Source organism: Pseudomonas fluorescens, assembly GCF_902497855.1.
Taxonomy (GTDB): domain Bacteria; phylum Pseudomonadota; class Gammaproteobacteria; order Pseudomonadales; family Pseudomonadaceae; genus Aquipseudomonas; species Aquipseudomonas fluorescens_BI.
Genome location: NZ_CABVHU010000010.1, coordinates 276,607 through 290,317 on the forward strand (window position 1 = coordinate 276,607; position 13,711 = coordinate 290,317).

The window sequence follows — 13,711 nt, forward strand, 5'->3', positions numbered from 1 at the left end:
GCAAAGCGCCGCGGCCAGCACCATGGCGGCGGCCGCCAGCGAAATGACCGCCAGCATCGAGGAAATCACCCGACACGCCGAGCGGGCGCTGAACATGGCCAATCAGGCGGAAGCACTGGCCAAGGATGGGGGTCGGGTGATCCATCAGGTGGTCAACGACATGGACGGCATCGCCCGTTCGGCCCAGCAATCGGCCCAGGTGATCCGCACGCTGGACAAGGAGTCCGAAGGGATCTTCAGCATCATCCAGGTGATCAAGGGCATTGCCGATCAAACCAACCTGCTGGCGCTGAACGCCGCCATCGAGGCTGCTCGCGCCGGTGAGCAGGGCCGGGGTTTTGCCGTGGTGGCCGACGAAGTGCGCAGCCTGGCGGGACGCACCAGCGCCTCCACCCAGGAAATTGCCGCCATGGTCGCGCGTATCCAGCTCAGCACCCGTGAGGCGGTGACCAGCATGGAAGCGGGCGTGGCCCAGGTCGACAAGGGCATGGCGGTAACCGCCGACGTCGAACGCGCCATCCGCGAAATCCTCGACGCGACGCTGAGTACCACGCAACTGGTCAACGACATCACCCGCACCATCGGTGAACAGAGTCTGGCCAGCAATGAAATCGCGCACCAGGTGGAAATGATCGCCGGCATGTCCGAGGGCAACAGCCAGGTCATCGGCCGCACGGCGACGACCACTGATGAACTGTCCACCCTGGCGGGCAAGCTGTCGCAGTCGGTGGATCGGTTTCGGCTTTGAGTTAGCGCGCTGCAAATCGCAGGCGCCGAGATTGATTGCGCGGGGTCAGATCACACCGCACGCTACACGGTCGCCGCCACCGCCCAAGGGTTTTGGCAGGTCCGAATGGTTATCGGCACCGGCGTGGATCATCAGTGCGTGACCTTTGATTTGCGCGAGCGTCTTCAGCCGCGGCGCCAGTACCGGATAATTGGCGATGCCGTCGGCTGTCACGTAGACCGCCGGCAGATCGCCCAGGTGCCCGTCGGCATACGGGCCCAGGTGCTTGCCGGTTTTCTGCGGATCCAGGTGTCCCCCGGCTGCCAGCGCAGCGCCTTTGACCCCATCCTTCATGCCTGCTTCGCAGCTGCCGTTTTCGTGCACATGAAAACCATGCGTGCCCGCCGGCAGGGACTTGAGATTCGGCGTGAACAACAGGCCATAGGGCGTCTCGTTGACCGTTATCGTGCCGATGGCCTGAGGCACACCCTCGGCGCTCACCAGATTCATGGGCACTTCCTGAGAAGCTGCGTGTGCCGTGCCGGTTGCCAGGGTAGCGATCAATCCAAACCACATGGAGCGTTTCATAGGCGATTCCTGAAAGGGTGTGTGAGGGTTTTTGCGAGGCGAATTCATAACCTGAGGGCATTAACTGCCGATGAAATGCATTTTGAAGATGCAGGTAGGTTCGCCGCGAAAAAGTGAGAGTCGGGGGGGATTCAGAAGTTTTACGGGATTGCTGGCGTAATTGTTACGAGAAGCTTTAAAGCGCAATCGGGGGAGGGGTAAGGGTTGCGACACCTGGTGATTTTTGCATTGTTTATGAGGGCCTCTTCGCGAGCAGGCTCGCTCCCACATTTGATCTCGGGTGTTCACAAATTTTGTGTCCACCGAAGACCCATGTGGGAGCGAGCCTGCTCGCGAAGGCGTCATTCCTAACGAGTCGACCTCCTGTATTCCTCCTAGAGATACTTATCCGTCACAGCACCTTCCGAAGCACTGGACACGGTCTTCGCATACTTGGCCAACACCCCGCGCTTGTACTTCGATTCCGGCCGCACCCAGCGGGTCTTGCGTTCGGCCAGCTTGGCGTCGGACACGTCGACTGTAATCTGCCGGGTTTCAGCATCGATCGTGATCCTGTCGCCGTCTTCGATCAGCGCAATCGGCCCGCCCTCGAAGGCTTCCGGCGTGATATGCCCCACTACGAAACCGTGCGAACCGCCGGAGAAACGGCCGTCGGTGATCAGCGCCACATCCTTGCCCAGTCCCTTGCCCATCACCGCCGATGTCGGCGACAGCATTTCGCGCATGCCGGGCCCGCCCTTGGGGCCTTCGTAGCGGATCACGATCACGTCGCCGGCCTTGACTTCGCCATTGAGAATGCCCGCCAGCGCGCCTTCTTCGCCGTGATACACCCGGGCAGTGCCTTCAAAACGCAGGCCTTCCTTACCGGTGATCTTGGCCACCGCGCCCGTGGGCGAGAGATTGCCCCGCAGCACCACCAGGTGCGAGTCCTTCTTCACCGGCTGGTCGAAGGGCAGGATCACGTCCTGGCCGTCGGGGTAGTCAGCGACATTTTCCAGGTTTTCGGCCAGGGTCTTGCCGGTGACCGTCAGCACATCGCCATGCAGCATGCCGGCAGCCAGCATGCGCTTCATCAACGGCTGGATGCCGCCGATGGCCACCAGTTCGCTCATCATGTACTTGCCGCTGGGTCGCAGGTCGGCCACCACCGGCGACACCTTGCCCAGCTCGACGAAATCATCCAGCGTCAACTCGACATCCACCGCATGGGCCATGGCCAACAGGTGCAGCACCGCATTGGTCGAGCCAGCAAGGGCGATCACCACCCGGATCGCATTTTCAAACGCCTTGCGGGTCATGATGTCCCGGGGCTTGAGGTCCAGCTTGAGCAGCTCCATCACCTGCTGGCCGGCGCGGAAACTGTCCGAGGCCTTGTCGCTGCCCACCGCGTCCTGGGAGCTGGAACCGGGCAGGCTCATGCCCAGCGCCTCGATGGCCGAGGCCATGGTGTTGGCCGTGTACATCCCGCCGCAGGAGCCGGGCCCGGGAATCGCCACTTCCTCGATCTGCTTGACCTGGATCTCGTTGATATCGCCCCGGGCATTCTGGCCCACCGCTTCGAACACGGAAATGATGTCGGTGTGGCCGGCACCGGGGCGGATGGTGCCGCCATAGACGAAGATGGAAGGGCGATTCAGCCGCGCCATGCCGATCAGGCAGCCCGGCATGTTCTTGTCGCAGCCACCCACGGTTACCAGCCCGTCAAAGCCCTCGCAACCGGCGACGACTTCAATGGAATCGGCAATCACCTCCCGCGACACCAGCGAATACTTCATGCCTTCGGTGCCGTTGGCGATGCCGTCGGAAATAGTGATGGTGTTGAAGATCACGCCCTTGGCACCGGCGGCATTCGCGCCTTTTTCCGCTTCGATCGCCAGCTTGTCGATGTGCATGTTGCACGGCGTGACCATCGCCCAGGTCGAGGCGATGCCGATCTGCGGTTTCTTGAAATCCTCGTCGGTGAAACCTACGGCGCGCAGCATGGAGCGGCCGGGCGCGCGCTCTATGCCGTCCACCACTTGAGAGGAGTATTTGCGCAAATCGACCTTATCGCTCATGACAGTTCCTCACCGGCTCAACAGAAAAATCAGGATCAGTATAGTGGCGCCCGGCGCCCGTGCCCGGACCATCGAACAGGGAACAGACGCGCGGGTTTGCCATGTCGTGATATTCTTCGCACTAACTTGCTTTGACCTATTCAGTTTGCGTGTCCGAAAGACGCGCCAACAGAATCACTGTCGCTCAAGAAGCTGAGGCCAATAATGATAAGAAGTCAGTTCAGCAGGGACATATAAACTGGGGTCGATGGATCACGTCGGCCTTGTGTGCCCACCCTCCAATCCTTGTGCGGGAACCCACGCCAGGCTGCCTGCCTGCCGTGAACCAGGGGCCTGATGCATGGGGATGGAAGGGCGGATGGCGTTTTATCATAGGTGCAACAGATGTTTAAAAAAATGAACACAGCCCTGCTGGGGCTCGCTTTGTCGATGGGGATCACGTCCGTTCAGGCGGAAGAGGCAAAGAAGGTCGACGTGCTGCTGATTGGCGGCGGGATCATGAGCGCGACCCTGGGTGTGTGGCTCAACGAGCTGGAACCTGGCACTTCGATGGAAATGATCGAGCGCCTCGACGGCGTCGCCCAGGAAAGCTCCAACGGCTGGAACAACGCCGGTACCGGTCACTCCGCCCTGGCCGAGCTGAACTACACCCCGGAAGACGACAAAGGCAACGTGCAGATCCCGAAAGCCGTTGAAATCAACGAAGCCTTCCAGATCTCCCGTCAGTTCTGGGCCTGGCAGGTTCAGCAAGGCGTGCTGAAAAACCCGCGTTCGTTCATCAACTCCACGCCGCACATGAGCTTTGTGTGGGGCGACGACAACATCAAGTTCCTGAAAAAGCGCTACGAAGCCCTGCAAGCGAGCCCGCTGTTCGCCGGCATGCAGTACTCCGAAGACCCGGCTGTGATCAAGCAGTGGGTGCCGCTGATGATGGAAGGGCGTGACCCGAACCAGAAAATCGCCGCCACCTGGTCGCCGATCGGTACCGACGTCAACTTCGGCGAAATCACGCGCCAGTTCGTCGCGCACCTGCAAACCACGCCGAAATTCGACCTGAAACTGTCCAGCGAAGTGCAGGACATCACCCGCAACGAAGACGGCAGCTGGCGCGTCAGCTACAAAAACCTCAAGGACGGCAAAAAATCCGAAACCGACGCCAAGTTCGTGTTCATCGGCGCCGGCGGCGGTGCCCTGCACCTGCTGCAGAAGTCCGGCATTCCTGAAGCCAGGGAATACGCAGGCTTCCCGGTAGGCGGCTCGTTCCTCGTCACCGAAAACCCGACCCTCGCCGAACAACACCTGGCCAAGGCCTACGGCAAAGCCTCGGTCGGCGCACCGCCGATGTCGGTGCCGCACCTGGACACCCGTGTCCTCGACGGCAAGCGCGTCATCCTGTTTGGCCCATTTGCGACCTTCAGCACCAAGTTCCTCAAGGAAGGCTCGTACCTGGACCTGCTGAGCACCACCACCACGCACAACGTGTGGCCAATGACCAAGGTCGGCATCAAGGAATACCCGCTGGTCGAGTACCTGGCCGGTCAACTGATGCTGTCGGACGAAGACCGCCTCGACGCCCTGAAGGAGTACTTCCCGAACGCCAAGGCCGAAGACTGGCGCCTGTGGCAAGCCGGCCAGCGCGTGCAGATCATCAAGCGTGACGAAGCCGCCGGTGGCGTGCTGAAGCTGGGTACCGAGATCGTCGCTTCGCAAGACGGCAGCATCGCTGGTTTGCTGGGTGCGTCGCCGGGCGCTTCGACGGCTGCGCCGATCATGCTGACCGTGCTGCAGAAGGTGTTCAAGGATAAGGTGGCTTCGCCGGCTTGGCAGGAGAAGTTGCATCAGATCGTGCCGAGTTATGGCACGCAGTTGAATGGTAGTCCGGAGAAGGTGGCTGAGGAGTGGGCTTACACTGCCAAGGTGTTGGAGCTGACTCCGCCGCCGGTGATTGGTCAGGCTGCAGTTCCTGCTGTGCCTGCCGCTGCTGAACAGCCGAAGGCTGTGAAAGAGAATGCTGCGAGTGATATGGCTTTGTAAGTAAAAAAGCTGTTTGGAAGCCCGCTGAACCGGTGACGGTCAGCGGGCTTTTTTGTGGGTGTTAGTTTTTTTGATATTTGAGCATCTGAATAACAGCTGCCGGCCCATGCATAAATTTTCACATCTGGATGCGATGTAATAACAATAAAATACTGAATTCAGGTGTCAGGCTGTGCAAGTAAGATACTTCCTACAGATGTCGTGAAGTTTAGCGTGTGAAACTTCCTTTGTTCACAAATGGACCTTGAAATTTTTCCAGGTTTTATTGTTTTAAGAAAACCGTTTGATATAAGGTGAATGATTAGAAGTTTCCGCGCTGTTTGATACCAGGTTCATGTCTGTGGCCATCAGCTTCGCCAGTACTTCGTCCTTGTCAGGAAGACACAGAATGGCGCTTTGGAACATCGTGCCCACATGGTTTGAAATAGAAGATCGGATAACTCACGACATGGGCTATCAGGGAGGACACTCCCGTATTCACCTCAATGAATACAAGTCCTCCATAAGCCTGAATATTCGGCGAATCCACGGCATCAGGACGGCATTCACTCGAGCAGAGTGGGAGGCCGCCAATTCCTTGAGGCAACGCTTCCACGACCTCGACATCGCCAGCGTCCTGAACGAACTGATCAGCGTCGTTAATCAAATGGCAATGATCGTTGCCGGCAGTGTCCTGGCAGGCGGCGCAATGGGTGCCGGCGTAGGCGCGTTTGCAGGAGGCGCGGGCGCCATCCCGTTGGGGATGGCTGGCGCTGCAATGGGCTTGCAAGTCAGCGCCTGGATACTGGGAGCACTCGGCCTGGTTTCCGTTGCCGAGTTTTTCGTCGAGGGCCTGCCGCGCATTGGCGAGTACTACCTGGATGGCATCAACATCGCGTGGAGAGGGACACAGGGCGATGAGGGATTAAATCCCTACAGCCATGATGATCCTTTTGCCATAGACCGGGCCGCCCAGCACATCGCACGGGGACATGAGGAAGTCGTCATCCTCTTGCTCGGAGCAATCGTTGAGTACCTCATGCGAGGGCGAGGCAATGCCCACGTTCTTGCCAGTCAGATGCGAGCAAGCTCCAAATGTGCGCGACTGGGGCAGTGGATGCTCAAGCATGAAGAAGCACTAAAAAAACATCCGGACCTGCAACCGCCGAAACCACGAAGAGGCGCATTTGCACCGCAAGAATCGACGTCACCTACTCCTCGCCAACCCGATCACCCTTCTCCGAAAAAACCGGTGGGCATGCCAGAGCACAAGGTGCCATGCTTTAACGTGAACAAGATGCACGCAGGGAAGATCCCGGAATTTGATCGGCAACTGGCAGGGCAGGAAAAAGGGCTCAATGATCTGAGTGTTGATGAGTATTTGAAAGGAAGGGAGGCGTTCACGGCGAAGAACGTTGTGAGGGATCCGAAGGTTGCTGCAACAGCGCGAAAAAAACTCAGCCAAGAGATGGAGGTTGAGCTCCGCGACAAACTGAGGGCAGAAGGTGTATTACCCGAACAGGCAAAAACCTTGGCCAAGGATATGACTTCGCGAAAAATGGCAACGTTAGCCGCTTTACATAATCCCGACCTGTTTGCAGGAGGAAAGGACATCATCAGTGATTTTGGTGATCGACGTATCAATGCAAGCATAGGGCCCCAGTGGCCTAGCCGCATAGGTGGTCTGGATGCTGCCGCTAATGATGTGCCCGAGGCTATGCGCGGCGCCACAAAAATGAGTGCAAAACTTGAAAGATGCAAATAAGGAGTTGGCTTTGGACGAAGATTATGCTTTTTTTATCAAACAGTTCGGCGCTCCAACCACACGCCAGGAAGTTCCGGAATCGAGCGTGGCTCGGTATGAAAACAAACTTCCCGGACAATTGATCGAGTATTGGAAAGAGTTTGGGTGGTGCGGATACGGGGACGGGTTGTTTTGGACGGTCAACCCTCAGGAGTACGAAGCCGTACTGGCGCAGTGGTTGGTTGATACAGAGCTTTATCACCAAGATAACTACTATGTTATTGCACGTAGTGCATTTGGTGATCTTTATGTGTGGGGAGAAAAAAGCGGGTATTGCGTGACGATCGCTGCTTATATGGCACGTTTCTCCACCCGTGTCTCCATTTTTACAGGTGAGAAACTTGATTTTGGGGTGCGTGTGTTTTTTTCATCCATGGATCCCGATTATAACGACTTGGATTTTTTGTTTAAACCGGCTGTGGAGAAGTTAGGCAAACTTAAAGCTGACGAAATGTATGGGCTGGTGCCTGCTTTGGCTCTCGGTGGATCGATAGATTTAGAGCATGTTGAAAAGGTTAAAACGATAGAACACTTGGAGTTTTTGTCTCAACTGTCGCCACTTACCGACTGGGACTTTCCGAAAATTTGAAACATCATAGCTGCCGCAAAGTGGTAGCACGAATGTCTCGGAGATTTCCTACAAGCCAATAGGCTTGCCTCTCGGAAGTCCCCTCGCTAATCTTCCGCCGTCGCTGCCAAGGCAGCGATCGGGTGTGGTAGCCCGTATATCTCATAGGAACCCCTTCCATTGGAGTTCCAGATGCTCAACGACAACGCTAAGACGTCCCATACCACAGAGTCACCAAAATTCGATCCAGAGTCTCCATCCCGCAAGCCAGCCATGGCCGAGCGTCGTCCCAATCCCATCTTCACCATTGTCCCCACCGTAAATAGCGAGACCCTCCTGGTTCACGCCTGTGAAACCCTTGCCTCAGCCAGTGTCATGGCCAGTGAATTGGCGTTTATCCTTGAAGGTCCTAAATGTAATTTGGCGTTGGCGATTCAGCAGATGATTTCGTTGGCGGAGTTGTCGGTGAATCGGGTGTTGGATCAGGTTGATCCGCAGGAGTAGGTGAGGTTCAAGACTGTATCTACAGGGAGAAGAGTACGGTCGATATGGATAGGTTGGCTGCCAGGACGCTTTCGCTGGCAAGCCAGCTCCTACAGTTGGATTGCGTGCGGACTGGAGAGCCAGGCCAGCCATCAGGACGCCATCGCGGGCAAGCCACGCTCCCACAGGGGCCGGGTGCGACAGCATTGTTTAGGGTGTCATCGAGCTTGGGGGAATCTGATCTGTATTTTCCTGCGCCATCTGCCGCTGTAATGCACAGCGCCAGCGGCTCACAATGACGGCACGGTTCGCAGTGTCGCCAGCTACTGCACCGCAAACTCATAACGTAGGAGGCCCCATGGGCAAGATGGCATTTTTCCTCGGTGGATTTCTGGTGTTGACCATTTTGATCGGCGCCCTTGCCACCATCTCTCCCGTTTAGTCCTTCCCGCAGTGCCGCCGCCGATCAAACTTCCCGCCAGCGCCGCGCCTGAATCAGCAATGCAGGCGCGAAGTGCAGCATGACCATCCGCACCAGATGATGAGTCAGGATAAACACCACGTTCAGCCCGCCACTGAAAGCGACAAGGGTGATGGTCTCGATGGCGCCAGGCATGTACGCCAACCACAACGTCAAGGGATCGCCGCCCAGCACCCGCCCGGCCACGCCGGCAAAGGCCGCCGCGATCAGCAGCATGATTGATACGGACATCAGCCCGGCGCGACCGTGGCGGATGAGTTCCGTCAGCGGGATGTCCTTGAACTTCGAGCCAATCAACACACCCAGCAGGACAACGGCACTGTCGACACTCCATTGCGGCATGTGGAAGGTTTGCAGATAGCCCATCTTGATGTAGACGCCGGTGACGACAATCGCGGTGAGCATGAAGGGTGCGGGAACGCCGATACGCAGCAGCAAACGGCCGAGCACCATGCTCAAGGCGATCAGCGACAGCAGGGTCAGTGCCGTATCCGTGCCCAGCGGAGGGCTCTCGGCGACCAGCGCGGCGGTCTGCGCGGGAATGCAAAAACTGACCAGCACGGTGATCGTCAGCAGGCGGACCAGGTGCACGACGATCACTTTGCCGGACGCGCGTTCGGACTCCAGCAAGTCGAACACGGCGGCGAGGGCGCCGGGGTAGACGGCCAGCAGGCTGTCCTTGCGGTTCCATCCCGAGACCCTGAGCAGCCAGAAACCGGCCACGGCGCTCTGGACTGCCAGGGCCAGCAGCATGAACCCCAGGCTGGGCAGCATGGTCGCCGCCGTTTGGCTGTCCCACGACTTGAACATCAGGCCGGTTGCGACTCCCAGGACAATCTGCACGTAGCCGAGGCTGAGGGGCAGGGTGGGCGAAAAACGCAGGTTGCTGGCGAACAATGCGGTCGCGAGTATCGAGCCCAGCAACAGGCCATGGGGGATACCGGCGTACTGCAGCGCGATACCGACGCTGATGGCGATCAGCAAGCAGAAGAGGGTTTTCATGGGGCTGACGAATCGTCCTTAATTCTTGAAATAACCCAACGTTTGCATCGTAATGCTGTTCAGTTAACGACATTTGTAGGAGCGAGCTTGCTCGCGATGGTCGCTAACGATAACGCATGTTTGCTGGATAACACGCGATGCTCTGGAGTCCATCGCGAGCAAGCTCGCTCCTACAATGTCCAACGCTTGCATCGAGTTTTCTATCCGGGCACACACCTTTTCCCACTTAACGGCTTGAAGCGTCAAGTGCGTCGGGCTCAATGCGGAGACAGACCTCGCCAGCCAAAAAGCACAACGCCTCCACAGTGGGAGGCGTTGCGGGTTTTCAGCAGTACCTTTCAATTATTTGAGATCGAAGCGATCCAGGTTCATTACCTTGGTCCAGGCTGCAACGAAGTCTTTGACGAACTTCTCCTTCGAATCGCTGCTTGCATAGAATTCGGCCAATGCTCGCAGCTGCGAATTCGAACCGAAGACGAGATCGACACGGGTCCCGGTCCACTTCACTTCACCGGTTTTACGATCCCTTGCTTCAAACTCCTCATTAGCCTCCGAGACCGGCTTCCATTCCACGCCCATATCCAGCAGGTTCTTGAAGAAGTCGTTGGTCAACGCTTCCGGCTGCTGGGTGAACACGCCGTGTTTGGTTTGTCCGGCGTTGATGTTCAACACGCGCAGGCCGCCCAGCAGCGCGGTCATCTCTGGCGCGCTGAGTGTCAGCTGTTGTGCCTTGTCGATCAGCAAGGCCTCGGCGGGCACGCGGTAGCGGGACTTGAGGTAGTTGCGGAAACCATCGGCAATGGGCTCCAGGAAACCGAAGGATTCCACATCCGTCTGCTCTTGCGAGGCGTCCATCCGTCCTGGTGTGAACGGCACCGTGACGTCGTGGCCGGCATTTTTCGCCGCCTGCTCGATACCGGCGCTGCCGCCCAGGACAATCAGGTCCGCCAGCGAGATCTTCTTGCCGCCGCTGTTGAACTCGCTCTGGATGCCCTCGAGTTTCGCCAGCACGTTCGCCAGTTGCTCAGGCTGGTTGGCCTGCCAGAATTTCTGCGGGGCCAGACGCAGGCGGCCACCGTTGGCGCCGCCGCGTTTGTCGGAACCGCGGAAGGTGGAAGCCGCCGCCCAGGCGGTTGATACCAGCTGCGAGACCGTCAGGCCCGACGCCAGCAGTTTGCTCTTGAGTGCGGCCACGTCGCTGTCGTCGACCAACGGATGGTCGACCGCTGGGATCGGGTCTTGCCACAGCAGCTCTTCGTTGGGCAGTTCCGGGCCGAGGTAGCGCGACAGTGGACCCATGTCACGGTGGATCAGTTTGAACCAGGCGCGGGCGAACGCGTCAGCCAGTTGATCCGGATTCTCCAGGTAGCGCCGGGAGATCGGTTCATAGATGGGGTCGAAGCGCAGCGACAGGTCGGTGGTCAGCATGGTCGGATTGCGCCGTTTCGACGGGTCGTGGGCATCGGGAATGATGCCGGCGCCGGCGCCGTCTTTCGCGACCCACTGGTTCGCCCCGGCCGGGCTTTTGCTCAGTTCCCACTCGAAACCGAACAGGTTCTCCAGGTAGTTGTTGCTCCACCGGGTGGGCGTGGTGGTCCAGGTCACTTCCAGGCCGCTGGTGATGGTGTCGCCGCCTTTGCCGGTGCCGAAGGTGCTCTTCCAGCCCAGGCCCTGTTGTTCGAGGCCGGCGGCTTCGGGTTCGGCGCCGACATTGTCGGCAGGCCCGGCACCATGGGTTTTGCCGAAGGCATGGCCACCGGCGATCAGCGCCACGGTTTCTTCATCGTTCATGGCCATGCGGGCGAAGGTTTCGCGGATGTCCTTCGCCGCGGCGAGTGGATCCGGGTTGCCCTCGGGGCCTTCCGGGTTGACGTAGATCAAACCCATCTGCACTGCAGCGAGCGGGTTTTCCAGGTTGCGCCCCTGCTCGGTGCGGCTCTCCTCGTTTTCCCCAGGTTCGGCCACCAGCGGGCCTTCGCCGGGCTCTTGCATGGGCTCGTTTTCCTTGCCGTAGCGGGTGTCGCCGCCCAGCCATTTGTTTTCCGAACCCCAGTAGACGTCTTCGTCCGGTTCCCAGACGTCCTTGCGACCGCCGGAAAAACCGAAGGTCTTGAAGCCCATGGACTCCAGCGCGACGTTGCCGGTCAGGACGATCAGGTCAGCCCAAGAAATATTGCGGCCATATTTTTGCTTGATCGGCCACAGCAGCCGGCGCGCCTTGTCGAGGCTGACGTTGTCCGGCCAGCTGTTGAGTGGCGCGAAGCGCTGTTGACCGGAGCCCGCACCGCCGCGGCCATCACCGGTGCGATAGGTACCGGCGGCGTGCCAGGACATGCGAATGAAGAGGGGCCCGTAGTGACCGAAATCCGCCGGCCACCATTCTTGTGAATCGGTCATCAGTGCGTTGAGGTCTTGCTTGAGCGCCGCAAAGTCCAGGCTTTTGAATGCTTCGGCGTAGTTGAAGCCTTCGTCCATGGGGTCGGTCAGGGACGAGTGCTGGTGCAGGATCTTCAGATTCAGTTGGTTCGGCCACCAGTCGCGGTTCGTCGTGCCACCGCCAGCGGCGTGGTTGAACGGGCATTTCGATTCGTTTGCCATGTGTGAGCTACCTTTAGGTCGTGTTCATCCGGCTATCCGGCCCGGTATGGGCGCGCAATAGCGACGAGCAAAATCAATGACTTAGGCGGCAGGGCCAGCAGTTTGATCAACTGATTGTCTTGACCACACGGGAATTCTGAACAGCGGCAATCGAGTTGCCTGCGCGGTGGCCCACGGGTGCCCTAGTCAAGCTTCGGACTCATTCGGTGTTTCCTGATCAGCGCTAAACCGGCCAGCTTATAATGCCAGCGCTGGATTAAGGTTAGACCCGAGTGCGGGAGTCAGCTAATAGGTGGAGTATTCGGTCTTGATAGGCAGAATCTTTCAGCTGAGCCTTGGGGTGAAGCAAATGGCCTCTTCGCCGTCAAGCCGGCTCCTACAGGGTTGTGGCGTTGGGGTGAACACTGCAAACCCTGTAGGAGCCGGCTTGCCGGCGAAGGCGTCCGCACTATCGATGAGACTTTCAGGCCGGTACTTTTGCTTCGACCTTGTTGACGGCCTTGCGATACGTCAGCAACACAATACCGGTGACAACGATCACCCCACCCATCACCTGGCCCGCACTGAGCATCTGATCCAGCACGATCCAACCCATCAACAAGGTCGCCAGCGGCTCGATGTTCATCACCGGTGCATTGCGCGGCATGTCCAGGCGCGGCACCGAGATGAACAGCACGATGAACCCCGTGCCATAGAGCACCACCAGCGTGGCGAGCGCCAGCCAGCCGGTGGTGGTGGCCGGCAGGTTAAGGCCGCCGGGGAGGGCGTCGGCCAGGCCGGCGAGGTTGACGCTGCTGAAGACGATAAAAATGGTCAGCAGGCTGCGCACCGAGCCGCGCACCTGGGACAGTTTGTGATCGGTGATCCACAGCGCGCAAGCGAACACGCTGGCGGCGCAGAAGGCGAGGGCGACGCCGAGCAGCCATTGCGGGCCGGCGCTGCTGTTGGCCGAGAGGCGTCCCGGCACGTCCAGCACGAACACCAGCCCGAGCAGAATCAATCCCATTAATGAGGCGGTGCGCGCGGTCGGTCGTGGCCCGCCCAGCGCCCAGGTCAGTAGTGCCAGGAGGATGGGGAAGACGTTGGCCACCAGCAGTGCAAGTGCCACCGGCACCCGGGCGACGGCGGAGTACAGGCACAGGCTTTGCGCAGTGATCAGCAAGCCCAACAGCAGCTGCCAACGCCAGGCGCCTGCGGGCAGGCGCAGACTCTGGCGTTGCCAGAGTACCAGCGCGGCCAGCACCAGCACGGTTGCGCCCGAACGCATCAGGATCGCCAGCAACACGCCGGCACCGTCATCGAACGCCACCCGCGCGGCCACATGGTTGCCGGCGAAGGCGCAGCCCATGCATAGCAGGATGAGCACGGCGAGGTGGCGGGGGAAGGGGGG

General features: G+C 59.1%; 10 protein-coding genes. 5 read left to right on the forward strand and 5 right to left on the reverse strand.

The genetic code is table 11. From position 1 onward, the window contains the following. Positions 1-22: 22 nt before the first annotated feature. Entirely contained in the window at positions 23-748 is a 726-nt protein-coding gene (locus tag F8N96_RS35875) for a methyl-accepting chemotaxis protein (RefSeq protein WP_412071819.1), read from the forward strand. 45 nt (positions 749-793) lie between these two features. Here the strand turns inward: F8N96_RS35875 and sodC are convergent, their stop codons facing one another. Together sodC and ilvD are read right to left on the reverse strand one after the other, a co-directional pair. After that, the gene (sodC, locus tag F8N96_RS21030) at positions 794-1,315 is read right to left on the reverse strand and encodes a superoxide dismutase family protein (protein WP_150799449.1); all 522 of its coding nucleotides are present in this window, start codon (positions 1,313-1,315) and stop codon (positions 794-796) included. Positions 1,316-1,689: 374 nt separating this feature from the next. Continuing rightward, on the reverse strand, positions 1,690-3,372 hold the full coding sequence (gene ilvD, locus F8N96_RS21040; RefSeq protein WP_150799451.1) for a dihydroxy-acid dehydratase: 1,683 nt from the start codon (positions 3,370-3,372) through the stop codon (positions 1,690-1,692). 384 nt (positions 3,373-3,756) lie between these two features. On the opposite strand from ilvD, the gene mqo reads away from it, so the two are divergent. The 4 genes from mqo (at position 3,757) to F8N96_RS21060 (ending at position 8,261) form a co-directional block, all read left to right on the forward strand. After that, a complete protein-coding gene (gene mqo / locus F8N96_RS21045) occupies positions 3,757-5,406 on the forward strand; it encodes a malate dehydrogenase (quinone) (RefSeq protein WP_150799452.1) in 1,650 nt (549 codons plus the stop codon). Positions 5,407-5,794: 388 nt separating this feature from the next. Further along, the gene (locus F8N96_RS21050; RefSeq protein ID WP_150799453.1) at positions 5,795-7,150 is read left to right on the forward strand and encodes a DUF6861 domain-containing protein; all 1,356 of its coding nucleotides are present in this window, start codon (positions 5,795-5,797) and stop codon (positions 7,148-7,150) included. A 10-nt stretch (positions 7,151-7,160) separates the two neighbouring features. Continuing rightward, positions 7,161-7,778 (forward strand): GAD-like domain-containing protein, encoded by a 618-nt coding sequence (locus tag F8N96_RS21055; protein WP_150799463.1) that lies wholly within the window; start codon positions 7,161-7,163, stop codon positions 7,776-7,778. A gap of 171 nt (positions 7,779-7,949) precedes the next feature. Then, positions 7,950-8,261: a DUF6124 family protein gene (locus F8N96_RS21060; protein WP_150799454.1), complete on the forward strand. Its 312-nt coding sequence runs from the start codon at positions 7,950-7,952 to the stop codon at positions 8,259-8,261. A gap of 445 nt (positions 8,262-8,706) precedes the next feature. Here the strand turns inward: F8N96_RS21060 and F8N96_RS21065 are convergent, their stop codons facing one another. The 3 genes from F8N96_RS21065 to F8N96_RS21075 all read right to left on the reverse strand — a co-directional run. After that, positions 8,707-9,723 carry an AbrB family transcriptional regulator gene (locus tag F8N96_RS21065; RefSeq protein ID WP_150799455.1) on the reverse strand — a complete coding sequence of 339 codons (1,017 nt, stop codon included), beginning with the start codon at positions 9,721-9,723 and terminating at the stop codon, positions 8,707-8,709. Between the two features lie 342 nt (positions 9,724-10,065). Further along, positions 10,066-12,321, reverse strand: coding sequence for a catalase/peroxidase HPI (gene katG, locus F8N96_RS21070; RefSeq protein ID WP_150799456.1), 2,256 nt, complete (start codon positions 12,319-12,321; stop codon positions 10,066-10,068). Positions 12,322-12,784: 463 nt separating this feature from the next. After that, positions 12,785-13,711, reverse strand: a 927-nt coding sequence (locus F8N96_RS21075; protein WP_224794114.1) for an EamA family transporter, incomplete at its 5' end; no start/stop codon positions are given.

Bases quoted from the DNA above. Each gene is read 5' to 3' on its own strand.
- F8N96_RS35875 (WP_412071819.1), top strand. From the start codon at position 23: ATGGCGGCGGCCGCCAGCGAAATGACCGCCAGCATCGAGGAAATCACC.
- sodC (WP_150799449.1), bottom strand. From the start codon at position 1,315: ATGAAACGCTCCATGTGGTTTGGATTGATCGCTACCCTGGCAACCGGC.
- ilvD (WP_150799451.1), bottom strand. From the start codon at position 3,372: ATGAGCGATAAGGTCGATTTGCGCAAATACTCCTCTCAAGTGGTGGAC.
- mqo (WP_150799452.1), top strand. From the start codon at position 3,757: ATGTTTAAAAAAATGAACACAGCCCTGCTGGGGCTCGCTTTGTCGATG.
- F8N96_RS21050 (WP_150799453.1), top strand. From the start codon at position 5,795: ATGGCGCTTTGGAACATCGTGCCCACATGGTTTGAAATAGAAGATCGG.
- F8N96_RS21060 (WP_150799454.1), top strand. From the start codon at position 7,950: ATGCTCAACGACAACGCTAAGACGTCCCATACCACAGAGTCACCAAAA.
- F8N96_RS21065 (WP_150799455.1), bottom strand. From the start codon at position 9,723: ATGAAAACCCTCTTCTGCTTGCTGATCGCCATCAGCGTCGGTATCGCG.
- katG (WP_150799456.1), bottom strand. From the start codon at position 12,321: ATGGCAAACGAATCGAAATGCCCGTTCAACCACGCCGCTGGCGGTGGC.